Raw genomic sequence first — 21,179 nt, forward strand, 5'->3', positions numbered from 1 at the left:
GCGATGCGGATAGGCATTGATCTCGGTGGAACGAAGATCGAAGGCCTCGTCCTGGACGATGATGGCTCGGAACGCGCACGCCTGCGCGTCCCGACGCCGCGTGAAAGCTACGAGGCGACGGTTGCGGCCGTCGTTTCCGTGGTGCGTGACCTGGAGCGCGAGGTCGGCGCCCGTTGCCGGATCGGCATAGGGCATCCCGGCGCCATCTCGCCCGCCACGGGTCTCGTAAAGAATGCCAATTCCACCAGGCTGAACGGCCACCCGCTCGACCTCGACCTGAAAAGCGCCCTCGGCCGGGACGAAGTGCGCCTCTCGAACGACGCGAACTGCTTTGCCGTTTCCGAAGCCGCGGATGGCGCCGGGGCCGGCAGTTCCGTCGTTTTCGGCGTCATCCTGGGCACGGGAGTCGGCGGCGGTATCGTTATCAATGGAAAACCACTCATTGGTGCCCATGCCATAGCAGGCGAGTGGGGCCACAACGCCCTGCCCCTGCCGCGCGACGACGAGCGGCCCGGCCCTGGCTGCTACTGCGGCAGGCATGGCTGCATCGAAGCCTGGCTGAGCGGCCCTGCCTTCCAGAAGCAGTTCGCGCTGGCGTCCGGCCGCGACCTGCGGGCGACCGGCATCGCCGAGGCCGCTGCGACAGGCGATGCCCTCGCGTTGGAAGGCCTCGAAATCTACTGTGATCGTCTGGCCCGGGCGCTCGCCAGCGTCGTGAACCTGCTCGATCCGGACGTCATCGTGCTGGGCGGCGGACTTTCCAAGATCCCGCAACTCTACGAGCGCGTTCCCGAACTCTGGAAGGACTACGTCTTCTCCGAGCGAGATAGCATCGCGACGAGATTGGTACCGCCGCGGCATGGCGATTCCAGCGGCGTGCGCGGCGCCGCCTGGCTCTGGCCGCTCTGAATTCCAATTCGTCTCATCGGTCCAGCATTGCAGTCGTCCGCAGGCTATCGGGCATGAAGACTTTGCAAGCCTCAGGATATTGCCACACGAGTGCAACCTTTAAGGCGAAAGTCTACTGATTTACTGCCGCCTTAGTGTTATGGGCCGAACATAGGCTCGTGCCTTTTGTTTTTCGTCGCGTGAGTATTTCAATGTACCTGTTTCGCTCCATTGGATTGGCCTTTGCTGCCCTGATCGCCAGTTGCACCATTGCTGGTGCTCAGACTCCAACGGCGCCTCCGCCGGGAATGACGCAGGAGCAGTTCAAGAGCCTGGTGGACGCGATCAGCGATTCCGTGACGGAGAAGCTGAAGGCAGAAGGCGTGACGAGCCCTCCGGCCGCACCGCCTGCCGCGGCGCCCCCTCCCGCCGCCAGCAAGCCCAAGTCGAGCAAGGGCCCGCCGCCCGGCCCCAAGGTCATCGTGACACCGATCAAGGATCGGCCAGACGAATTCGGCATCTTCCTCGAAAAAGCCAGCCACCTGCCGGCCGCCCTGCCCGTGCTCGGGGCGAAGATCGCGAGTATTCCCACCCTGCTCGATCGCAGCGCTCACGGCGGCCGAGGAGCATCCGTCTTCCTGCTCCTGCTGGGAGCTGTCGCGGTCGCCGCGCTCGCTGCGGAGGCCGTCCTTAGGCTGCTGACGCAAGGGCTTCGGACCAGGTTGTCGAGCGATGCTGGTCCCGAATTCGGGCTGCGTTCGCTGGCGCATGTCTCGGGCCTGGCCCTTATCGACGGGCTCGGTGTCCTCGCCGTCTGGGTGATCTGCCATGGCGCCGTCGGTGCCTGGTTCACCGGTCCGACCGGCCAGGACAAGCTCGCGGCGGCGGTGCTGACGGGAATCTTCTCCTGGCGCCTGTATATGCTGGTGTTCCGCATCATCCTGCAGCCGAACCTGAAGGCGGCGCGGCTCTGTGACGTTCTGGACCAGGACGCACGGGGTATGTACCTGCGGATCGCGGCTGTCATGCTGCTGATCATCCTCGGCCGCATTCTCGGCCAGGTCCTGGTTGCGATCGGCACGCCGCACGAAGCGATGACTGCCTATCAGGTCGTCGGGGCCGCGGCTTATCTTTGCGCGTTCCTCTGGCTGGTCCTGCGATCCCGCGAGGCCGCGCGGCAATGGTTCGTCGGCCTCGGCGCGCTCGCACCGCTGATCGGCGCCATCGGGCGCAAGTGGGTGCCCCTCGCTACGGCGTTCTTCCTGGCGCTCGGCGCCACGCAGATCTATGGCGCCATCGCGGAACGGGCGCACGTTGCCGGCGCGATGCTGCTGACGCTCACCGTCGTGGTCGGCATCCTGATCTTCGAGACATTCATGCAGGCCGTCGTGCGGCGGCTCGATTCGCTCATCGCGAGCCACAAGGCGGGCAGAACGACGACCACCCTGCCCGACATCGTGGCGCGCTGCGTCCGCGTGGCCGTCATCATCGCCGCCGCAGTGGTGATCGCCCAGAGCTGGGTCGTCGAAGTGTTCGCCCTCGTGAGCGAAGACGAGTGGGCCCACATAACGACCTCCTCGCGCACCGCGGGCTTCACCCTTTTCTTCGCCTTCGTGTTGTGGGAACTGCTCAAGTTCGTGACCGACCCCTACATGGGTCTGAAGAACAAGAGCGCGGCCCAAGCCATCACCGACGGAGACGCGGCCGCCTCGCCCGCCTCGCGCATCAGCACGATGATGCCGCTGCTGCGCCGGAGCGCGGCCGTCCTGATCGCCCTGGTGGCGGTCATGATCGCGCTCGACGATTTCGGCGTGAACATCACGCCGCTGATCGCCGGCGCCTCTGTGTTCGGCATCGCCATCTCGTTCGGCAGCCAGACGCTGGTGAAGGACATCGTCTCGGGCATCTTCTACCTGACCGACGATGCCTTCCGGGTCGGCGAGTACATCGACTGCGGCAAAGCCAAGGGCACGGTCGAAGGCTTCACCCTGCGCTCGCTCAAGCTGCGCCACCAGAACGGTCAGGTCCACACCATCCCGTTCGGCCAGCTCGGCCAGATCACCAACTTCAGCCGCGACTGGATCACGGTGAAGTTCAACCTCCGCTTTGCCCGCGACACCGATATCGAGAAGCTGCGCAAGGCGGCGAAGAAGATCGGAACCGACATGATGGAGATGCCGGCGATCAAGTCGGAGGTCCTTGCGCCCTTCAAGATGCAGGGCGTGGCCGACATCACCGGCAGCGCCCTGCTGATTCGCTTCAAGTTCACGGCCAGGCCGGGCAATCCGGCCGCCATACAACGCGAAGCGATCAAGCGCATGTTCAATACCCTGCCGAGCCTGGGGATCGAGTTCGCCACGGACGGCGCTGCGGTGGTCCTCCACACGACGACCGCCACCGTCAACCCGGGCCAGGTCGTCCAGCCGGGTTCCGACGCCCCCGCCGACGCAATGGCCTCGGACACCCCGAAGGTTGCCGCAAGCTGAGGCGGGCGCAGGGGCGATGTCCACGACGCGGCAGGGACTGAGGCGGAGGCCGACCCAGGTAGGCTACTTTCTTCCAGAGAAGGTGTCTCGAATGATCACAGCAACAGAGCGCCGCGCACTGCCGGACCTCCGGCGTTGCGCTGCCATGGCGCTTGCCGGGGTCCTTTTCGGTCTGCTCCCGTCAGGCGGGGCGCAGGCCGACGATGCTGAAGTTGACGGGTGGCAGTTCAATGCCACCGCCTATGGCTGGCTGACGAGCGTAAGCGGAAACGTAACGGCCAAGGGCCAGACCTTCGATATCAATGCCGGCTTCGTCGACGTCATCAACAACAGCAGCTCCGTGGCGGCCTTCAACGGCTACCTGGAGGCCCGCAAGGGACCGGTCGGCGTCTATGGCGATCTCGTCTGGTCGAGTCTCGGCTTCTCCAAGTCCGCGGCGCGCTATCGCAATCCGCTGCCGCAGCTCACCGTCTCCGGCGTCGCCAACGCCCAGGCCAGCTATACGATGACCATCGTCGAGGTGGGCGGGCTCTACGAACTCAAGCGCTGGGCGCCCAGCGAGGGCTCCTTCACGGCCTTGGATGCCCTGCTGGGATTCCGATACTGGAACAACTCCGTCACCGCCAACGTCGGCGCGACGCTCACCGCCGATCTCTACAACATGGGCTTCGAGCGGTCGTTCGGACTGGCCACCGCCCGCTCCGGCACTCTCGACTGGATCGATCCGGTCGTCGGCCTGCGCTTGCGTCACCAGTTTGCACCGGGTCAGAACGCCTTCGTCCGTGGCGACGTCGGCGGGTTCGGCTTGGGCAGCGTCTTCGCCTGGCAGGCCATCGCGGCCTACACCTACTCGTGGCAGCGTCAGGGTTATGCCCTGGGCGCTACCTTGGGCTACCGCGCGCTCTCGACAAGCTATACGACCGGCTCGGGCCTGGAGACCAGGGGCACCGACCTGATCCTGCATGGCCCGCTGATCGGTTTCAGCGTCCGCTTCTAGGGTCCCCGCCTGCCTACTTGCACACGGGCTTGGGGATCGGCTCAAGGCGGGTGATGCGGTATTCGATACCGCCCTCGCCCTGCTCGTGCGTGCCGTAGAGTTCGATGCCGTTGTCCAGCGTGACGCTGCTCATCTCGAAAGCCGGTTCGCCCGCGCCCTTCGCCTCGGTATCGAAGAACCCAGCCCGGTAGTAGATGCGGCTGCGGCCGTCGACCAGTTCCTCGGCTCCCTCCGGAATCTTCACGTCGGCCAGCCGCCTCGGCACCTTGCCGATGATGGCATTGACCTGCTGGGGCGGCTTCACCTTGTCGCCGAAGAAGAACCGCGCATCGATGCCGTTGTCGCCCGCCTTGGCGGCGCGGATGGTCGCGCGCGCGATTGCGACCGGAAACATCGTGCCCTTCGGAAGCGCCACCGTCTGGTTCGGCGGATCGCTGAAACGTGCCTCCCCGGTGCCGTCGTCGGACATGGTCGCCTCGCCCTTCATCAGGCTGGTCTGCTTGCCGCCGGTGACGGACCGATGCTCGAAGGTCAGCTTCCGGCCATCCTTGCTCTCGGTCATCTGCGTCTGCTGCTCGCTCACCACCGCGGAACGCTGGCCGGCAGTCTCCAGGCGCAGGCGCTGGTTGATGACGTAGCCGTCGCACGTGAGCTTCAACTCGTAGGCGTAGGTGCCGGGCGTGCCGCCGGTCGGCTTGCCATTTTCGATCGCGCCGACTTCGTAGACGGCACGATGGGGCACCATCTCCTGCGCCGACGCCTGGGCGGCGAGGACGAGAGGGCCGGCAACGGGCACAAGCAGGCGGCGAATCAGCATCGTGGCCTCGGCAGGGCTTGGAGTTGAACGAGACGGGAATCCACGGCGAAGTCACCGTAGTCCAACAGCATCGAACGGGCGATACCGTTGCCCAGCAAGTCGAGGGCCAATTCGTACTCCGGAGGGGCCCCCTGGTCACCGGTGGCGAAGAAGGCGAACCGCACGCTCCATGCGGGTTGATTGCGCAGGAGCGCCACGTCTCCGCGCACCACAGGCGCTCCGGTCTGCCGCGGCGGCCGGCCGATCACGGCATTCACCTGGAAGGCCCCGTCGAGGCGGGCGCCATCGAACACCAGATAGGAGGCCGACTTGTCGCCGTCGCGGGCATGGCGAAGAACCAGGGTGAGGTGCGTCGTCGGAAACAGCGTTCCGGCCGGAAGCTCGAAACTGCGCGCCTCCGGAAGCGTGAAGCTTGCCCGGCCCTTCGCCCCCGGCGCCTCGAGATCGGCATGGCCGCGCAATTCCTCTTCGACTTCGTCGTCCTGAATGTTGCGGACACTGAACCGCAGGGAGAGGCCGTCCTTGGTCTCGTAGCTGGTGAAGCTCGAATCGGTCGTGAACTCGTCGCCATCGTTGCGCAGGAAGGTGAGCTTGATCCGCTGCTTGACCTCCCAGCCCTCACAGGCCTCGACGGTCTCCAGCACCATGCGGCCCCCGACCTCGACAATCCCGCTGTTGGGGCGCGACACAGCCAGCTTCATGTCGTAGGTCGCCCGATGCGGCGCCAGCGGCTGGTCCTTCTGTTGCGCGTCGGCGTGGTTTATCCACAGACCCAGCAACAGGAGAACGCCGACGGTGGCGAGGACGACCGCTGTTTGGATGCGAGAACGGCGAATACTATACGTGGTCAACTGACGATGGCTTGAAGGGCCAGGCCTTGTAGCCGGGCTGGCAAGCGTAATATCCATGCGCGCGGAATACCAGAATGATCGCCTGCGTCAGGGCTGCACAGGGAGGAAATCGTCAATGAACAAGGGCAAGCCCAGGGTCATCGCCACCCGTCACTTCCCGCCCGACGTCGAGGCCCGTCTGGCGGCCAACTTCGACGCCCAGCTCAACCCGGACGACCGGCTCTATGACGGACCGGCACTGGCCGAGGCTTCGGCTGGTTTCGACGCCATAATGTGCGCCGCCGGCGACGCGCTGAATGCCGCGACGATCGCCACCCTGCCCGCCTCGGTGCGCATGATCGCCACCTTCTCGGTCGGCTACGAGCATGTCGACGTGGCGGCTGCAGCCAGGCGCAACATCGTCGTGAGCAATACGCCCGACGTGCTGACCGACGCCACTGCCGACATCACCATGCTCTGCCTGCTGGGCGCGGCCCGCCGGGCGCACGAGGGCGCGACCATGCTGCGGACCCACAACTGGGTCGGCTGGACGCCCACGCAGCTCATGGGCACCCATGTCACAGGCAAGAGACTGGGCATTCTCGGCATGGGCCGCATCGGCCAGGCCACGGCCGACCGCGCCCGCGCCTTCCGCATGCAGATCCACTACTCCAACCGAAGCCGCCTCGCGCCGGATCTCGAGAAGGGTGCCGTTTTCCACGCCAATCCCGACGACATGCTGCCCCATTGCGACTTCCTGTCGATCAACGCGCCGATGACGCCAGCGACGGCCAAGTGGGTGAACGCCGAACGCATCGCCAAGCTGCCCAAGGGCGCCATCGTGGTGAACACAGCCCGCGGCGGGGTGGTGGACGACGAGGCCCTGATCGCGGCCCTCAAGAGCGGCCACCTCGCCTCTGCGGGCCTCGACGTGTTCGACGGCGAGCCGCGCATCCATCAGGGCTACTACGGTCTCGAGAACGCGTTCCTGCTGCCGCACATGGGCTCGGCCACGGTCGAGACCCGCAATGCGATGGGCTTCAAGGCGCTCGACAATCTCGAGGCCTTCCTGCTCAGGGGGCAGACGCCACCGGACCTCGTGAAGGCTTCTTAGCCGAACGCTGAACCGTCTTCGCCTTCTTGGACTTGGCCGGAGCCGACGAGACGGCCGGCGCGGGCGCGGACCTCTCCGGGACCGGCTCGACGGTCGCCGTCCTGGGGGCTTGCCGTGCGGCAGGCGCGGGCACCGGAGGCGCGGGCGTGTCGTAGGCCGCGGCATTCCAGCTCACGGCCGGGCTGTCGGCCGTGGGCCGGAGCGGCGAGGAATAGGAAACGCCGCTCTCCGACACCGAGCGCTGGGGCTCGGTATAGTCGGTGTCATAGGGGTCCTCGCCGTCCGCACGTTGCGTGCACATCTGGCGGCCGCGGAAGACTCGCCAGATCGCGCAATCCTTCTTGGTCACCACGGAAGCGATATGGTCGGTCGACGTCTTGTTGGAGGTCGCCAGCAGCCCTCCATCGGCGGCGTAGCTCGCCGCCGAAACGGCAACGGGCACACCGCAGGCACTTGTCAGGAGCGCCAGTCCCGCCACCAGCGGCAGCAGGAGCCAGGAAGAGAGCTGAAATGAGCTCATAATCTTCTTTATAAAAAGACTATAACCCATTGAGAGTACTGGACCTTGTAGGTCCAGTCAATTTGCACTCTTCCTGTCTGAGTCAGTCCTTCTTGGGAGGCAGGCGCAGCCCGATGTGGAGTTCGCGAAGCTTCTCCACCGGCACCTCGGCGGGTGCATCCATCATCAGGTCGACCGCGGACTGGTTCATCGGGAAGGTGATGATCTCGCGGATGTTCGGCTCGTCGGCGAGAAGCATGACGATGCGGTCGACGCCCGGGGCCGCACCACCGTGCGGCGGCGCGCCGAACTTGAAGGCATTCAGCATGCCGCCGAAGCGTGCCTCGACCTCTTCCTTGCTGTAGCCCGCAATCCCGAACGCCTTGTACATGATCTCCGGCTTGTGGTTCCGGATCGCGCCGGAGCACAGCTCGATGCCGTTGCAGACGATGTCGTACTGCCACGCCTTGATGGTGAGCGGGTCCTGCGTCTCCAGCGCCTCGAGGCCGCCCTGGGGCATCGAGAACGGATTGTGGCTGAAGTCGATCTTCTTCAGCTTGTCGTCGTACTCGAACATCGGGAAGTCGACGACCCAGCACAGGGCGAACTCGTCCTCGGCGATCACGCCCAGCTCCTGGCCGATCTTGGTCCGCGCCTGGCCCGCGAACTTCCACGCGGTCTCGGCCGCGTCGGCCACGAAGAACAGTGAATCGCCGTCCTCGGCGCCGGTCACCGCCTTCAGCCTGGCCAGCCGCTCGTCGGCCACGAACTTGGCGATCGGCCCCTTCCCCGCGCCGTTCTCCAGCGTGATGTATCCCAGGCCCGGCTTGCCCTCGCCCTGGGCCCAGCTGTTCAACTTGTCGAAGAAGCTGCGCGGCTGGCTGGCCGCCTTGGGCGCCCGGATGGCGCGCACCACGCCGCCCTTGGCGACGATGCCGGCGAACACCTTGAAGTCGGAGCCGGCGAAGACCTCGCCTACCTCGAAGATGCGCAGCGGGTTGCGCAGGTCTGGCTTGTCGGTACCGAAGCTGAGCAGCGCCTCGGCGAAGGGAATCCGCGGAAACGGGAAGGCCGAAACCTTGCGCGGCGTATCGCGGTTGAACGAGGCGAATTCCTGGAACACGCCGCCCAGAACCGGCTCGATCGCCTCGAACACGTCGTCCTGGGTGACGAAGCTCATCTCGAAATCGAGCTGGTAGAACTCGCCGGGCGAACGGTCGGCGCGGGCATCCTCGTCGCGGAAGCAGGGCGCGATCTGGAAATAGCGGTCGAAACCCGACACCATCAGGAGCTGCTTGAACATCTGCGGCGCCTGCGGCAGCGCGTAGAACTTGCCGGGATGCAGGCGGCTCGGCACGAGGTAGGAGCGCGCGCCCTCGGGGCTGTCGGCGGTCAGGATCGGCGTCTGGAACTCCGTGAAGCCCTGGTCGATCATGCGCCGGCGCAGGCTGGCGATCACCTGGCTGCGCAGCATGATGTTCTTGTGCAGCTTGTCCTTGCGCAGGTCGAGGAACCGGTACTTGAGCCGCAGCTCCTCCGGCGTGGTGTCGTTTTCCTGGTAGACCGGGATCGGCAGCGGATCAGCCATCGACTGGACGACCATCTCGGCGGCATCGAGCTCGACAGCGCCGGTCGCCAGCCTGGGGTTGACCGTCGAGGCCTCGCGGGCCACGACCTTGCCCGAAACGGTGATCACGCTCTCGGTCCGCACGGCCTCGGCGGTCTTGAAGACCGGGCTCGAGACGTCCACCACCACCTGGGTCACCCCATAGTGGTCGCGCAGGTCGATGAACAGCAGGTTGCCGTGGTCGCGCTTGCGCTGCACCCAGCCTGAAAGACGGGCCTGCTGGCCGACATGTTCGGGCCGCAGCTGGCCGCACGTATGGGTTCGGTAGACTGAAGACATTACGTATTTTCCGGGTTTGGAGGCCCGGCAAAAGGCACCGAAAGCCGAGGCAAGTCAAGGGAATGGCCGCTTTCCGTTCACGGCAACTTTGCCGGAGCCGCTGCGGGGTCTATAGATCGTCCCCAATGAAGCTCATCACAACGACTGACGAGTTGGCGGCGTTCTGCAAGCCCCTCGCCGATACTGAATTTATTGCAGTCGACACCGAGTTCATGCGTGAGCGGACCTATTGGCCCAAGCTCTGCCTGGCCCAGGTTGCCGGTCCCGAAGACGCGGCCGCGATCGACACGCTGGCCGAGGGCATTGACCTCGCCCCACTCGACGAGCTGATGCTCAATCCCAAGGTCCTCAAGGTCTTCCACGCCGCCCGCCAGGATCTGGAAATCTTCTACTTGCGCCTCCAGAAGGTGCCGGGGCCCCTGTTCGACACCCAGGTCGCCGCCATGGTCTGCGGTCACGGGGAGGCCGCTTCCTACGAATCGCTTGCCACCAAACTGGCCAAGGCAAAGATCGACAAGTCCAGCCGGTTCACCGACTGGAGCCGCCGGCCACTCAGCGAGCGCCAGATCACCTACGCCCTGTCCGACGTCACCCACCTGCGCGTCGTCTACGAGAAGCTGAAGCGCCAGCTCGACAAGACCGGCCGTTTCTCCTGGATTGCGGAGGAAATGTCGGTTCTGAACGATCCCGCGATCTATCGCGCCGATCCCGAGCAGGCCTGGCGCCGGCTGAAGCCGCGGGGGGCCTCCCCGCGGGTGATGGCGATCCTCAAGGAGGCCGCGGCCTGGCGCGAGCGCACGGCGCAGCGCATCGACATTCCCCGTCAGCGCCTGATCCGGGACGAGCAGCTGCTGGAGATCGCGGCCCACGCGCCCAAGTCGATCGAGGAACTCGCCGGGACGCGCGGCCTCGGTCGCGGCTTTGCCGAAGGCTGGCAGGGCCGGGAGCTGATGGAAGCCATCGAGCGGGCGCGGGCCTTGCCGGAAGCGGAGCTGCCGGTCCGCGACAAGACCCCCGAGCAGATCCGGGCGCCCGGCGCGATCGTCGACCTTCTACGCACCCTGCTGCGGCTCAAGGCCGAGCAGGCCGGCGTGGCAGGCCGCCTGGTGGCGAGCGCCGACGAACTCGACCGGCTGGCCGCGGGAAAGCGCGACATCGCAGCCCTGAAGGGCTGGCGTCACGAAGTGTTCGGGGCGGACGCAGTGGACCTGATCGAGGGTCGTCTGGCGCTGGCGCTGAACGGCGATCAACCGAAACTCGTCCAGCTGACGCCGAGCTCATAGTCGCCCCTGGCTAGGCGGATACGATCACCGGCTTGAGTTCGAAGGCCTGCGCAGCGGCCTCGAGCCGCCGTGCGGTGACATCGCCAAGGCTCCTCTTGAGCGCCGTCGGCACCAGCAGCCGAAGTTCCCGCTCGGTCCGGCGAAGCTGCAGCTGTGGCAGGAGGCCCGGAGCGCCACCGCTCAGATTGTAGGCAAGCCGCAGGCAGGCGCCGAGGCATCGGGCAAAACTGCGCCCCTTGGTGTCGGTCAGGCGCAAGGCCGTGTCGATCATCGCCGCCTTGGGCTCGCTCTTGTAGCGATAGGTTAGCGTCATCGCGAGGACGGCGCGCTCGCGGTGATTCATCCCCGGCGCGGGCAGGTGCAACACGCGGAAATACGCCTGGTCGGCACGATAGTCGGGATGGTCGTCCCACGAGATGTCACTGAGATGGCAGGCGGCCCTGCGCAGGATCTGCTCGCTGTCGGTTTCGCCGGCGAACGCAGGCGACAGCCAGTCGAAGATTTCATTCGGCGAGAGGTCGAAACGGTGCCAGCTCTCGCCCTGCTCCTCGGCGAAAGCGATCAGCGGATGACGCGCCCTCTCCTGCTCGCTCAGCCGCGAATAGTAGAAGCCCTCTCGCAGACCGAAGGCCGAGAAGACGATGGTCTTGGGCTTCAGAACCGCCAGCAGCCTGTCGAGGGCAAGGCACGCAAGCGGCAGCGTGTCGACGCGGCGGCGCGACACTCCCGGCATCTTCTCCAGCGACTTGGGGCTCTGAACGGCGATCAGTCGCGCCACCGCGCGTGCCTCGTCGGCCGGGATTTCGTACTGATGGATGATGTGCAGCGGATATCCTGCCTGCTCCATGTGCAGGCGCGCGAAGGCGCGCCACGCGCCGCCGACCGCATAGAAGGTCTTGCCCTGCTCCTCGCGCAACCAGCGCACGCCCTCGATGGCATCGACGACGGTCTTGCGGGGATCGCCTCTGCCCGAAGACATCAGGCGCAGAGGACCGACCGGCAGCGTGCTGGAGGAGCCTAGACGACCCTGGGAGAGCGAAGCGAGTTCGAGACTGCCCCCGCCCAGATCGCCCATCACGCCATCCGCATCGGGCATGCCGCACATCACGCCATAACCCGCGAAGCGCGCCTCGTCCTGGCCACTCACCGTATGGGCCACGATCCCGGGACGGCTGGCCAGCTCGCGCATGAAATCGGCGCCATCGGCGGCGTCGCGCACGGCGGCGGTCGCCAGCAAGTCGAGCGAACTGACCTTCATGTTGTGCGCCAGGGTCGCGAAGCGGTCGATGTTGGCCAGGGCCATCTCGACGCCTTCGGGATTGAGACGCCCGGTGGCATCGAGGCCACGTGCCAACCCGCACAGCACCTTCTCGTTGAAGACCGGCAACGGCGCGCGGCTCGCGCGTTCGTAAACGACGAGGCGGATCGAATTCGAGCCGACGTCGATGATGCCCACGCGGCCCGTCCGAAGAGGGGTGTGCGAGACAGAGGCGCCTGCGGTCGGGTAGCCGTCCATGCGCGCTCCCTCTAGCCGAATCCGGGGCGGATTACAGCGCCATATTGGGCGCGACCCGACGCCGCTGGCGCGTTCAGGAGCTCAGAACCAGTCGCGGGACTGCGCCGCTCAGCTTCAACGCGCTCCCGCGCCCGGAGAGCGACGGGTTCGTCATGAAATAGTGATGGGCGATGAAAGGTTCCTTACCGGTCTGGGGCCGGCGATAGTTACCGTCTTGTGACATCAACCAACTCTGGCCGTCGTCCTTCAGGTTGGCCACCATGATCTGGTCGAGGACCTGCTCGCGCACCGTCTGGTTCTCGACCGGACAAAGCAATTCGACGCGACGGTCGAGGTTGCGCGGCATCCAGTCGGCGGAGGAGAGGAAGACCTTTGCTTCCATCGACGGCAGCGTCCGGCCGTTGCCGAAGCAGATTATGCGCGCATGCTCCAGGAAGCGACCGACCATGCTCTTGACCCGGATATGATCGCTGAGCCCCGGAACGCCGGGCCTGAGACAGCAGATGCCGCGCACGACCAGGTCGATCTGGACACCGGCGTTCGACGCCGCATAGAGGCGATCGATCAATGCGCTATCCACCAGGGAGTTGAGCTTGGCCCAGATCGCCGCCGGCTTGCCGGCCTTGGCGTTGGCGATCTCGGCATCGATCAGGTCGTAGAGCGTCGGCCGCAAGGTCACCGGCGCGAAGGCGATCTTCTCCATCTGCTCGGGGCGCGCATAGCCGGTCATGTAGTTGAACAGGCGCGCGGCGTCGCGGCACATCGCCGGATCGCAGGTGAAGAACGACAGGTCGGTGTAGATGCGCGCCGTGATCGGGTGATAGTTGCCGGTGCCGAAATGCACATAGGTGCGGATCGACTGCGCCTCGCGGCGCACCACCATCGAGACCTTGGCGTGCGTCTTGAGATCGATGAAGCCGTAAACCACCTGCACGCCGGCGCGCTCGAGATCGCGCGCCCAGCGGATGTTGGCCTCCTCGTCGAAGCGGGCCTTGAGCTCGACCAGTGCAGACACGGTCTTGCCCGCCTCGGCCGCCGCGATCAGTTCCTTGACGATGGGTGAATCGGCGCTGGTGCGATAGAGCGTCTGCTTGATCGCGACGACGGCGGGATCGCGCGCCGCCTGGCGCAGGAACTGCACCACCACGTCGAAGCTCTCGTAGGGATGATGAACGACGATGTCCTTGGCGCGGATCGCCGCGAAGCAGTCGCCGCCGAAATCGCGGATACGCTCGGGAAAGCGCGCATTGTAGGGCTCGAACGTGAGGTCGGGCCGATCGTCTATGATCACCGCCTTCACGTCGCCGATGTTCAGCATGCGGTCGAGATGGAAGACATGAACGGTTTGGGTCTGCTCCGGAATCTCGAGCTGGTCGAACAGGAAGTCGCGCAGCTCTGCGGGCATCGCGCTGTTGACGGAGATGGAGATCAGGTCTCCCCGGCGGCGGCGTTTCAGCGCGCTCTCGTACAGCAGGACGAGGTCCTCGGCCTCTTCGTTGATCTCGACGTCGCTGTCGCGGATCACCCGGAAGAAGGCGCGCTCGATCACCTCGTAGCCGGGGAACAGGCGCGGCAGGTAGATGTCGATCAGGTCTTCCAGCGGCAGGAAACGGATGTCCGGGCCCGGCAGGCGCACGAAGCGGTCGACCTGCGGCGGCAGGGGCAGCAGCGCCATCAGCGGCCGGCGGTCGTCGCGGCGCTGCAGCTTCAGGATGGCGGAGAAGCCGCCGTTGGGGATGAACGGAAACGGATGCGCCGGGTCGATCGCCAGCGGCGTCAGGATCGGGAAGACCTGGTCGATGAAGTAGGTGTCGAGCCAGCTGCGCTCGGCCTCCGTGAGTTCGTCCGAATCCAGCACGGCAATGCCGGCCTGGCGCAGATCGTCCTGCAGCGACGCCCAGACATCCTGCTGATGGGCCATCAGGGTCGAGGCGCGGTCGCGGATCGCCACGAGCTGTTCGGCCGGCGTCATGCCGTCGTCGCTGAGCAGGGTCGAGCGCGTCTGCAGCATGTCGACGAGCCCGGCGACACGGACCATGTAGAACTCGTCGAGGTTCGCCGCGGAAATGGACAGAAATCGCACCCGCTCCAGCAACGGATGGCGCTTGTTGGTCGCCTCCTCGAGCACGCGCGTGTTGAAGGCCAGCCACGACAGTTCGCGATTGATGAAGCGTCGGGGACTGTCGGGTGGTATTTCGAGCGAAGCCGGATCGGCCGAGTTGAGCGCGTCCATGTGGACCCCTGCGGGGGCACTCTCCCTGAAATTATGCACAGGAACGGTAGCGTCTCCACATGACCCTGTCATGGCATTTAACTAAACCTTTGTTCTTGTTGGCTTTATTGGAATGACGGATGTGAAGAACATTCTCCTCCTGCGCCATGCAAAATCCGCTTGGAACATCCCGCACCAGAGCGACCACGACCGCGCGCTCAACGATCGCGGTGAACGCGCGGCCAGGACCATGGCCGCGCACATGGTCGGGAAGGCGCCTCGCCCCGATCTGATCCTATGTTCGACGGCCGCCCGGACGCGCCAGACGCTGGCGCCGCTCGTGAAGGCACTGGGCAGTCCCACGCCGCCGATTTCCCTGGAGAAGCAGCTCTACCTCGCCTCGGAGAGCGAGCTTCTGGATCGCCTGCAGACCCTGCCCGAGGGTGTCGAGACCGTCCTGCTGATCGGTCACAACGAAGGCATCGGCGAATTCGCCGTCGCCCTGGCCGGACAGGGCCCTGACGAGGCGCTGCAACGTTTGCGGGAAAAATATCCCACAGGAGCCCTGACAACACTCGTTCTTCGCCAGGGCCCCTGGAGCGCCCTGGCTCCGGGAGCCTGCGAGCTTCTGGCCTTCGTCCGGCCGCGCGATCTGGACCCGCGCTGACGCCTCAGTAGGTGCCGGGGTACTGGCCGCCATCCATCAGGATGTTCTGGCCGGTCATGTAGCCAGCGTGAACGCTGCACAGAAATGCGCACATCATGCCGAACTCCTCGGCCGTGCCGAAGCGGCCGGCAGGATGCGCCTTGGCGGCGGTGGCGTACTCCTCTTCGAAGCTGCGCCCGGCCTTCGCCGCGCGCGCCTTCGTCGTGCCGCGCAGGCGGTCCGTGTCGAAGGGACCCGGCAGCAGGCCGTTGATCGTCACGCCATGACGGATCGTCGTTCGCGCGACGCCGGCCACGAAGCCGGTGAGGCCCGAGCGGGCGCCATTGCTGAGGCCCAGAATGTCGATCGGAGCCTTCACCGAGCTCGAGGTGATGTTCACGATGCGCCCGAAGCCGCGCTTCATCATGCCGTCGACGCTCGCCTTGATGAATTCGATCGGCGTCAGCATGTTGGCGTCGAGCGCCTTGATCCAGTCCTCGCGGTTCCAGTCGCGGAAGTTGCCCGGCGGCGGGCCACCGGCATTGTTGACGATGATGTCGGGCTCGGGACAGGCCGCCAGGACCTGCTTGCGGCCGTCATCGGTCGTGACGTCGACGGCGACCGCCGTGACCTTCACGCCGTACGTCTTGCGGATCTCCTCGGCCGTCGCCTCGAGTTCCGACTTGGTGCGCGCGTTGATCACCAGATCGACGCCCTCGCCCGCCAGCGCTTCGGCGCAGCCGCGCCCCAGTCCCTTGCTCGCCGCGCAGACGATGGCCTTGCGGCCCTTGATGCCCATGTCCATTTGCGTTCCTCTCCTAATTCACACGCGTCCAGAGTTGCGTCTTGCCGAACATCGGCGTGCCGACGAAACCGCGCAGGCGCAGCTTGCCGTCCGGCTGCAGGCTGATGTTGGCGCTGTAGGTCTTGCCGTCCTCGCCGTTATAGACCTCGCCGTCCTCGAAGGTGTTGGGCTGGGCGGCCTGCTTGAACCCCCAGATCAGCGGCATCCCGATCACCTTGCGGGCGCGCAGTGTCGGATTCTCGTTGAGATAATCGGTGGCGGCATCCGGCGCGACGGCGGCGCCGTCCGGCCCCTTGGGGTTGATGAGGCTCACGACGAAACCGCAGATCGGGCCGCTTGTGGCATCCGGACAGGGTCCGATCTTGATCTGGGCGACACCCGACTCCGAGAGCCACGTCCCCATGACCGTACCCTGCTGCGCCGAGGCCGTCGTCGCCACGAGAATGAACGCGCAAACGGCGAGGATCGTCTTCATCGCTTCCTCCCTCTCACGACGCACCGGCGAGATCGGCCAGCACGTCCATTGCAAGGCGACGGTCGATTTCTCGCCGCTCGGTCAACGCTCGCCCGTCCAGCGCGGCCACGACCCGACGCGCCGCATCGGCCGACCGTTCCATGTGCGAGACGAGATACTGCACGACGCCGGCGCCCGCGTGCAATTGGCGGTCCGATAGCTGCTTCAGGATGATCGAGCCCAGCAGTTCGTCGTCAGGCGGCGCGACCGCTGTGGCGGGGGCGGCACGCAACCGCGAGGCGAGATCGGGCAAGGCGATCGACCAGCGTGCGGGCGGTTCGTCCGAGATCAGAAGAATGTGGCCGCCACGCTCGCGCACCAGGTTGTAGAGATGGAAGAGCCCGCGCTCGGGCGCGCGCTCCGCCCCTTCGATCACGATCGCCGGCGATGTCGCCGCGAGGCTCGTGAGATCGGTCACATTCATTCCGTCGAGGTCGGCGCCGGTCATGACGATCGCGCTGCTGCGCGCCGCCCAGATGCGGCCGAGATGAGTCTTGCCGCAACCGGTCGGGCCGTTCAGCGACAGGGCTGGCGCGGGCCAGTCCGGCCACCGGTCGATCCACGCCAGCGCCTCGCGATTCCCCTCGGCCACGACGAAATCCTCCCGCGCATAAGTCGGCGGCGGCAGCGCGAGGTCCAGGGTGAGCTGGTTGGCCATGGTCCGGCTCAACTGGGAGCGCCGCCGCGGTAGAGAGCGCTCTCGCGATAGCGGGCGATGAAGTGGCGGACGACCACACCCAGGATCGCTGCCACTGGCACGGCGATGAGCACGCCGGTGAAGCCGAACAGCGAACCGCCGGCCAGCAGCGCGAACATGATCCAGACCGGGTGCAGGCCGACGCGGTCGCCGACCAGCTTGGGCGAGAGGAAATTCCCCTCCAGCATCTGGCCCACCACGAACACCGCCGCGACCTTGACGACCCCGATCCAGTCCGGCGGGAATTGCGCCAGCGCCATGCCGAGCGCCATCACGCCGCCCACGAAGGTGCCGACGAAGGGAATGAAGGAAATGGCGCCGGCGACAAGTCCGATCACGAGGCCGAACTGCAATCCCACCAGCGTGAGGCCGATCCCGTAGAAGGTGCCCAGGGCCAGGCAGACCAGGGCCTGCCCACGGACGAAGCCGGCAATGGCGGCATTCGATTCTGCGGTGAGCTTGCGGATCGTGTCGGCGTGTTCGAGCGGCAACGAATTGTCGATTGCCGCCACCAGCTTCTCCCAGTCCCGCAGCATGTAGAAGGTCACCACCGGAGTGATGAACAGAAGGCCGAGCAGGTTGATGATCGCCACCCCACGCTCGGCGAGCGCCCCCGCGATGCCTCCCGCGACGGCCAAGCCCTTGCCTGCCCACTGCGTCGCCTCGGATTGCAGGTCGTGCATGCTGATGGGTTCGAGGCCGAGCCGGACCCGCAGCGGCTCGAGCAGCGGCTGGATGCGGCTCATGGCCTTCATCACATATTCGGGCGCATTGGTGATCAACGACTGCACCTGCCCGAACAAGGGCGGCAGGATCGCCATCACGACGCCCACACCCACCAGCGCCGCGACGATCGTCACTACGGTGGTCGCCATCGTGCGCGACAGGCCGGCGCGCTGCAGCCGCACCACGACCGGGTCGAGGAAATAGGCCACCACCATGCCCACGACGAACGGCAGCAGAATGTCGTTCAGCAGCCACATGAGCAGCAGGAAGGCCCCGGCTGCCGCGCCCCAGAAGACCCAGCGCCCCGTAGCGGTTTGACCCATTCGATCAGACTCCCCCGGCGCTCACTAGCGCGGCTGCAATTGCCAGCGCCCCATATCCTGGGACAGGTTCAGACCCGCCTGGGCAAGCGTGCGCTGCAGTTCCTCGGGAGAGCCGAAGAAATCGAGCCGCAGCTCAGCCCGGTCGGATTCGAGCGTCTTCACCGTCACGGACTTCACGGCCGGAATGGCGCCGAGCCGCTGCCGCACCTGCACCCAGTCGCCGAGCGCGCGGATCGGCACGACGACATCCAGCGAATCCTGCGTATCGCGCCGTACCGTGCCGATGCTGCGCCAGTCCTGGTCGGCCTTGGCGTGGATCGACTTCACCGCCGCCGGCAGATCGGCCGCACTCGCGACCGGGATCGGTGGAATCTCGCTGCGGGCACCCGTCTGGGTATCGTACCGCATACCGCGAACCGTGAGGCCGCCGCTGGACTTGTCGCCCTCGACGGTGGCCACGATGATCGTCGGCGCCCGATAGCGCTCGTTGAGCCGGGCCAGCGCGGAAACGTCGCCGACATAGGCCTGCTCCGCCGAGAGCGCGCCCTGATCGGTCGGGTCGCCGCGAATCAGCGTGACCGGAACTGCGCTGCCGGCGCTGTCGAGCTGCTGCCAGGCCTCGCGCCAGGCATTGCGGTCGTTGAGAGGCTCCACCCCGGCGGGGCCCTTCCACAACGGGATCACAAGCGCCGGCCGCGGTACCGTCTCGACCACCCGGGCGCCTGCGCCGCTCAGGTAGGACTTCACGGCATCGGGCACGAAAACGACGTTCAGCGTGGCGCTGTAGCGGCCGGGCACCGGACGCTCACGCACGAATTCTATGCCGCGCACCATGGTCTCGAGCTGCGTGTCGTCGACTTGCGGCAGCCGTGCACGATCCTCCCCCGGCACCAACCGGTTCACGAGGAGACCGAACGCCTTGCGCCGGGCCTCGCGGATTCCCTGCGCCCGCGCCTGCACGGGGTCGGCCCCGCTCACGTCGACGTCGACCCCGGTGACGTCAAACCCGGTGCCTCCCGGGGACTGCGCCAGGGCGACGTTTGCGGCGAGAACGGCCAGGAGCACGGCAGCTATCGTGGAAAAGACGCGGCCTATCGGCATTGCGGGGGTCCGGTTTTTGGCTATGTTCGCGCACCGTAATAGCATGAATGAGCCCGGCTTGAAGCCTGACGCCCCCGGCCACAATCGGCCCCCCCTCACCTACAAGGACGCCGGCGTCGACATCGACGCGGGCGACGACCTGGTCGAGCACATCAAGCCGTTGGCCAGGAGCACCAACCGCCCCGGCGTGATGGGCGGGCTGGGCGGCTTCGGCGGGCTGTTCGACCTCAAGGCGGCCGGCTTCACCGATCCGATCCTGGTTTCCGGCACCGATGGCGTCGGCACCAAGCTCAAGGTCGCGATCGAAGCGGCCGTACCGGACACGGTCGGCATCGACCTCGTGGCGATGTGCGTCAACGACATCGTGGTACAGGGCGCCGAGCCGCTGTTCTTCCTCGACTACTATGCCAGCGGCCGCCTCGACGTCGATGTCGGACGACGCCTCGTCGCCGGCATCGCCGAAGGCTGCCGCCGCGCGGGGTGCGCGCTGGTTGGCGGCGAGACCGCGGAGATGCCCGGCATGTATGCCGACGGCGACTACGATCTCGCGGGCTTCACCGTCGGCGCGGCCGAACGCAACGCCCTGCTGCCCCGCACCGACATTGCGCCCGGCGACGTCATCCTCGGCCTCGCGTCGAGCGGCCCGCACTCCAACGGCTATTCGCTGGTGCGCCGTATCGTCGAGCGCAGCGGCCTGAAATACGCCGACCGCGCCCCCTTCGCCGACGCGACGCTGGGCGAGGCCCTGCTCGAGCCGACGCGCATCTATGTGAAGCAGCTCCTTCAGGTGATCCGGACCACTGGCGCGATCAAGGGCCTCGCCCACATCACCGGCGGCGGTTTGCCCGGCAACGTACCGCGCTGCCTCCCCGACGGGACGCGTGCCCGCCTCGACGCCCGCCAGTGGACACCGCCGCGCGTCTTCCAGTGGCTGCGCGACGTGGGCCAGGTCCCGACCGACGACATGCTGCGGACCTTCAACTGCGGCCTGGGCATGATCGTGGTCGTCGCGAAGGACGATGCCGCGCGCGTCGCCCAGGCGCTGACGGAATCCGGCGAGACGGTGAGCGAGATCGGCGTGATCGAGAAGGCGCCGACCGACGAGGCCGACTGCGTCGTCGACCATGCCGAGAGCCTATGGCGAAGCTGAAGGTCGGAGTTCTCATCTCCGGCCGCGGCACCAACCTGGCCGCGCTGATCGACGCCGCGAAGGCTCCCGACTATCCGGCCGAGATCGGTTGCGTCGTGAGCAACAGGGAAATCGCGCCGGGACTGGCGATCGCCACGGCAGCCGGCATCCCCACGGCCATTGTCTCCCACCGCGACCACCCCGATCGCGAAACCTTCGACCGCGCCGTCGCCGCCGAACTCGAGCGGCACGGTGTCGAACTGGTCGTCCTGGCCGGTTTCATGCGCATTTTCAGCCCGTGGTTCCCTACCCGCTGGAAAGACCGGCTGATAAACATCCACCCGTCCCTGCTGCCGGCTTTCAAGGGCCTGCATGTGCAACGCCAGGCGCTGGAGGCCGGGGTCCGGGTGAGCGGCTGCACCGCCCACCTGGTGACTCCGGATCTCGATTCGGGCCCGATCATCGCCCAGGCCGCGGTCCCGGTCCTGGCCGACGACACCGAGGAAACCCTTGCGGCGCGCATCCTGCGCCAGGAACATCGTCTCTACCCGCTGGTCGTGCGCTGGTTCGGCGAAGGCCGGATCGCGATCGACGGTGACAAGATTGCGGTCACGGGCGTCGCCTGCGACGCCACGCTGCTCTTTTCCCGAGAAACCTAGTCCGATATAAGATCGCCAACGTTTTCAAGCG

General features: G+C 66.3%; 19 protein-coding genes. 8 read left to right on the plus strand and 11 right to left on the minus strand.

The window, feature by feature from the left end:
• The first annotated feature begins 3 nt into the window (after positions 1 to 3).
• From Q7V45_RS22100 to Q7V45_RS22110, 3 genes are all read left to right on the plus strand, one after another.
• Complete coding sequence (locus Q7V45_RS22100) at positions 4 to 909, plus strand: ROK family protein (protein WP_304856158.1); 906 nt, start codon at positions 4 to 6, stop codon at positions 907 to 909.
• 287 nt (positions 910 to 1,196) lie between these two features.
• Positions 1,197 to 3,374, plus strand: coding sequence for a mechanosensitive ion channel family protein (locus Q7V45_RS22105; RefSeq protein WP_304856160.1), 2,178 nt, complete (start codon positions 1,197 to 1,199; stop codon positions 3,372 to 3,374).
• 91 nt (positions 3,375 to 3,465) lie between these two features.
• The gene (locus Q7V45_RS22110) at positions 3,466 to 4,371 is read left to right on the plus strand and encodes a hypothetical protein (protein WP_304856163.1); all 906 of its coding nucleotides are present in this window, start codon (positions 3,466 to 3,468) and stop codon (positions 4,369 to 4,371) included.
• 13 nt (positions 4,372 to 4,384) lie between these two features.
• Here Q7V45_RS22110 and Q7V45_RS22115 read toward each other — a convergent pair whose 3' ends face one another.
• On the minus strand, positions 4,385 to 5,188 hold the full coding sequence (locus Q7V45_RS22115) for an EipB family protein (RefSeq protein ID WP_304856165.1): 804 nt from the start codon (positions 5,186 to 5,188) through the stop codon (positions 4,385 to 4,387).
• Complete coding sequence (locus Q7V45_RS22120) at positions 5,182 to 6,096, minus strand: EipB family protein (RefSeq protein ID WP_304856166.1); 915 nt, start codon at positions 6,094 to 6,096, stop codon at positions 5,182 to 5,184. The genes Q7V45_RS22115 and Q7V45_RS22120 overlap by 7 nt, the downstream gene beginning before the upstream one ends.
• 58 nt (positions 6,097 to 6,154) lie before the next feature.
• On the opposite strand from Q7V45_RS22120, the gene Q7V45_RS22125 reads away from it, so the two are divergent.
• Positions 6,155 to 7,132 carry a D-glycerate dehydrogenase gene (locus Q7V45_RS22125; RefSeq protein WP_304856169.1) on the plus strand — a complete coding sequence of 326 codons (978 nt, stop codon included), beginning with the start codon at positions 6,155 to 6,157 and terminating at the stop codon, positions 7,130 to 7,132.
• Here Q7V45_RS22125 and Q7V45_RS22130 read toward each other — a convergent pair.
• Together Q7V45_RS22130 and aspS are read right to left on the minus strand one after the other, a co-directional pair.
• The gene (locus Q7V45_RS22130; RefSeq protein WP_304856171.1) at positions 7,092 to 7,652 is read right to left on the minus strand and encodes a hypothetical protein; all 561 of its coding nucleotides are present in this window, start codon (positions 7,650 to 7,652) and stop codon (positions 7,092 to 7,094) included. The genes Q7V45_RS22125 and Q7V45_RS22130 overlap by 41 nt on opposite strands.
• An 82-nt stretch (positions 7,653 to 7,734) precedes the next feature.
• The gene (gene aspS / locus Q7V45_RS22135; protein ID WP_304856172.1) at positions 7,735 to 9,537 is read right to left on the minus strand and encodes an aspartate--tRNA ligase; all 1,803 of its coding nucleotides are present in this window, start codon (positions 9,535 to 9,537) and stop codon (positions 7,735 to 7,737) included.
• A gap of 125 nt (positions 9,538 to 9,662) precedes the next feature.
• On the opposite strand from aspS, the gene rnd reads away from it, so the two are divergent.
• Positions 9,663 to 10,820, plus strand: a complete 1,158-nt coding sequence (gene rnd / locus Q7V45_RS22140) for a ribonuclease D (RefSeq protein WP_304856174.1) — start codon at positions 9,663 to 9,665, stop codon at positions 10,818 to 10,820.
• Between the two features lie 10 nt (positions 10,821 to 10,830).
• Here rnd and Q7V45_RS22145 read toward each other — a convergent pair whose 3' ends face one another.
• Positions 10,831 to 12,276: a Ppx/GppA phosphatase family protein gene (locus Q7V45_RS22145; RefSeq protein ID WP_304856176.1), complete on the minus strand. Its 1,446-nt coding sequence runs from the start codon at positions 12,274 to 12,276 to the stop codon at positions 10,831 to 10,833.
• 133 nt (positions 12,277 to 12,409) lie between these two features.
• Positions 12,410 to 14,569, minus strand: coding sequence for an RNA degradosome polyphosphate kinase (locus Q7V45_RS22150; RefSeq protein ID WP_304856179.1), 2,160 nt, complete (start codon positions 14,567 to 14,569; stop codon positions 12,410 to 12,412).
• A gap of 121 nt (positions 14,570 to 14,690) precedes the next feature.
• Here Q7V45_RS22150 and Q7V45_RS22155 point away from each other — a divergent pair, with 121 nt between their 5' ends.
• A complete protein-coding gene (locus Q7V45_RS22155) occupies positions 14,691 to 15,215 on the plus strand; it encodes a histidine phosphatase family protein (protein ID WP_304856181.1) in 525 nt (174 codons plus the stop codon).
• Positions 15,216 to 15,219: 4 nt separating this feature from the next.
• Here Q7V45_RS22155 and Q7V45_RS22160 read toward each other — a convergent pair whose 3' ends face one another.
• The 5 genes from Q7V45_RS22160 to Q7V45_RS22180 are packed head-to-tail and all read right to left on the minus strand — an operon-like array spanning position 15,220 to position 19,324.
• The gene (locus tag Q7V45_RS22160) at positions 15,220 to 15,999 is read right to left on the minus strand and encodes an SDR family oxidoreductase (RefSeq protein WP_304856183.1); all 780 of its coding nucleotides are present in this window, start codon (positions 15,997 to 15,999) and stop codon (positions 15,220 to 15,222) included.
• Between the two features lie 13 nt (positions 16,000 to 16,012).
• On the minus strand, positions 16,013 to 16,474 hold the full coding sequence (locus Q7V45_RS22165; RefSeq protein WP_304856187.1) for a DUF2147 domain-containing protein: 462 nt from the start codon (positions 16,472 to 16,474) through the stop codon (positions 16,013 to 16,015).
• Positions 16,475 to 16,487: 13 nt separating this feature from the next.
• Positions 16,488 to 17,171: a DnaA ATPase domain-containing protein gene (locus Q7V45_RS22170; protein WP_304856188.1), complete on the minus strand. Its 684-nt coding sequence runs from the start codon at positions 17,169 to 17,171 to the stop codon at positions 16,488 to 16,490.
• Between the two features lie 8 nt (positions 17,172 to 17,179).
• A complete protein-coding gene (locus Q7V45_RS22175; RefSeq protein ID WP_304856189.1) occupies positions 17,180 to 18,259 on the minus strand; it encodes an AI-2E family transporter in 1,080 nt (359 codons plus the stop codon).
• Positions 18,260 to 18,283: 24 nt separating this feature from the next.
• The gene (locus Q7V45_RS22180) at positions 18,284 to 19,324 is read right to left on the minus strand and encodes a DUF2066 domain-containing protein (protein ID WP_304856191.1); all 1,041 of its coding nucleotides are present in this window, start codon (positions 19,322 to 19,324) and stop codon (positions 18,284 to 18,286) included.
• A 94-nt stretch (positions 19,325 to 19,418) separates the two neighbouring features.
• On the opposite strand from Q7V45_RS22180, the gene purM reads away from it, so the two are divergent.
• The gene (purM, locus tag Q7V45_RS22185) at positions 19,419 to 20,510 is read left to right on the plus strand and encodes a phosphoribosylformylglycinamidine cyclo-ligase (RefSeq protein ID WP_304856194.1); all 1,092 of its coding nucleotides are present in this window, start codon (positions 19,419 to 19,421) and stop codon (positions 20,508 to 20,510) included.
• Positions 20,498 to 21,148 carry a phosphoribosylglycinamide formyltransferase gene (gene purN / locus Q7V45_RS22190; RefSeq protein ID WP_304856196.1) on the plus strand — a complete coding sequence of 217 codons (651 nt, stop codon included), beginning with the start codon at positions 20,498 to 20,500 and terminating at the stop codon, positions 21,146 to 21,148. The genes purM and purN overlap by 13 nt, the downstream gene beginning before the upstream one ends.
• The last annotated feature ends 31 nt before the right edge of the window (positions 21,149 to 21,179 follow it).

Origin of the sequence: Reyranella sp., from assembly GCF_030651995.1 — a bacterium.
In the GTDB taxonomy this organism is placed as follows: domain Bacteria; phylum Pseudomonadota; class Alphaproteobacteria; order Reyranellales; family Reyranellaceae; genus Reyranella.

Bases quoted from the DNA above. Each gene is read 5' to 3' on its own strand.
- aspS (WP_304856172.1), bottom strand. From the start codon at position 9,537: ATGTCTTCAGTCTACCGAACCCATACGTGCGGCCAGCTGCGGCCCGAA.
- Q7V45_RS22165 (WP_304856187.1), bottom strand. From the start codon at position 16,474: ATGAAGACGATCCTCGCCGTTTGCGCGTTCATTCTCGTGGCGACGACG.
- Q7V45_RS22160 (WP_304856183.1), bottom strand. From the start codon at position 15,999: ATGGACATGGGCATCAAGGGCCGCAAGGCCATCGTCTGCGCGGCGAGC.
- Q7V45_RS22125 (WP_304856169.1), top strand. From the start codon at position 6,155: ATGAACAAGGGCAAGCCCAGGGTCATCGCCACCCGTCACTTCCCGCCC.
- Q7V45_RS22100 (WP_304856158.1), top strand. From the start codon at position 4: ATGCGGATAGGCATTGATCTCGGTGGAACGAAGATCGAAGGCCTCGTC.
- Q7V45_RS22150 (WP_304856179.1), bottom strand. From the start codon at position 14,569: ATGGACGCGCTCAACTCGGCCGATCCGGCTTCGCTCGAAATACCACCC.
- Q7V45_RS22170 (WP_304856188.1), bottom strand. From the start codon at position 17,171: ATGGCCAACCAGCTCACCCTGGACCTCGCGCTGCCGCCGCCGACTTAT.
- purN (WP_304856196.1), top strand. From the start codon at position 20,498: ATGGCGAAGCTGAAGGTCGGAGTTCTCATCTCCGGCCGCGGCACCAAC.
- rnd (WP_304856174.1), top strand. From the start codon at position 9,663: ATGAAGCTCATCACAACGACTGACGAGTTGGCGGCGTTCTGCAAGCCC.
- Q7V45_RS22175 (WP_304856189.1), bottom strand. From the start codon at position 18,259: ATGGGTCAAACCGCTACGGGGCGCTGGGTCTTCTGGGGCGCGGCAGCC.
- Q7V45_RS22120 (WP_304856166.1), bottom strand. From the start codon at position 6,096: ATGGATATTACGCTTGCCAGCCCGGCTACAAGGCCTGGCCCTTCAAGC.
- Q7V45_RS22110 (WP_304856163.1), top strand. From the start codon at position 3,466: ATGATCACAGCAACAGAGCGCCGCGCACTGCCGGACCTCCGGCGTTGC.
- Q7V45_RS22105 (WP_304856160.1), top strand. From the start codon at position 1,197: ATGACGCAGGAGCAGTTCAAGAGCCTGGTGGACGCGATCAGCGATTCC.
- Q7V45_RS22115 (WP_304856165.1), bottom strand. From the start codon at position 5,188: ATGCTGATTCGCCGCCTGCTTGTGCCCGTTGCCGGCCCTCTCGTCCTC.
- Q7V45_RS22130 (WP_304856171.1), bottom strand. From the start codon at position 7,652: ATGAGCTCATTTCAGCTCTCTTCCTGGCTCCTGCTGCCGCTGGTGGCG.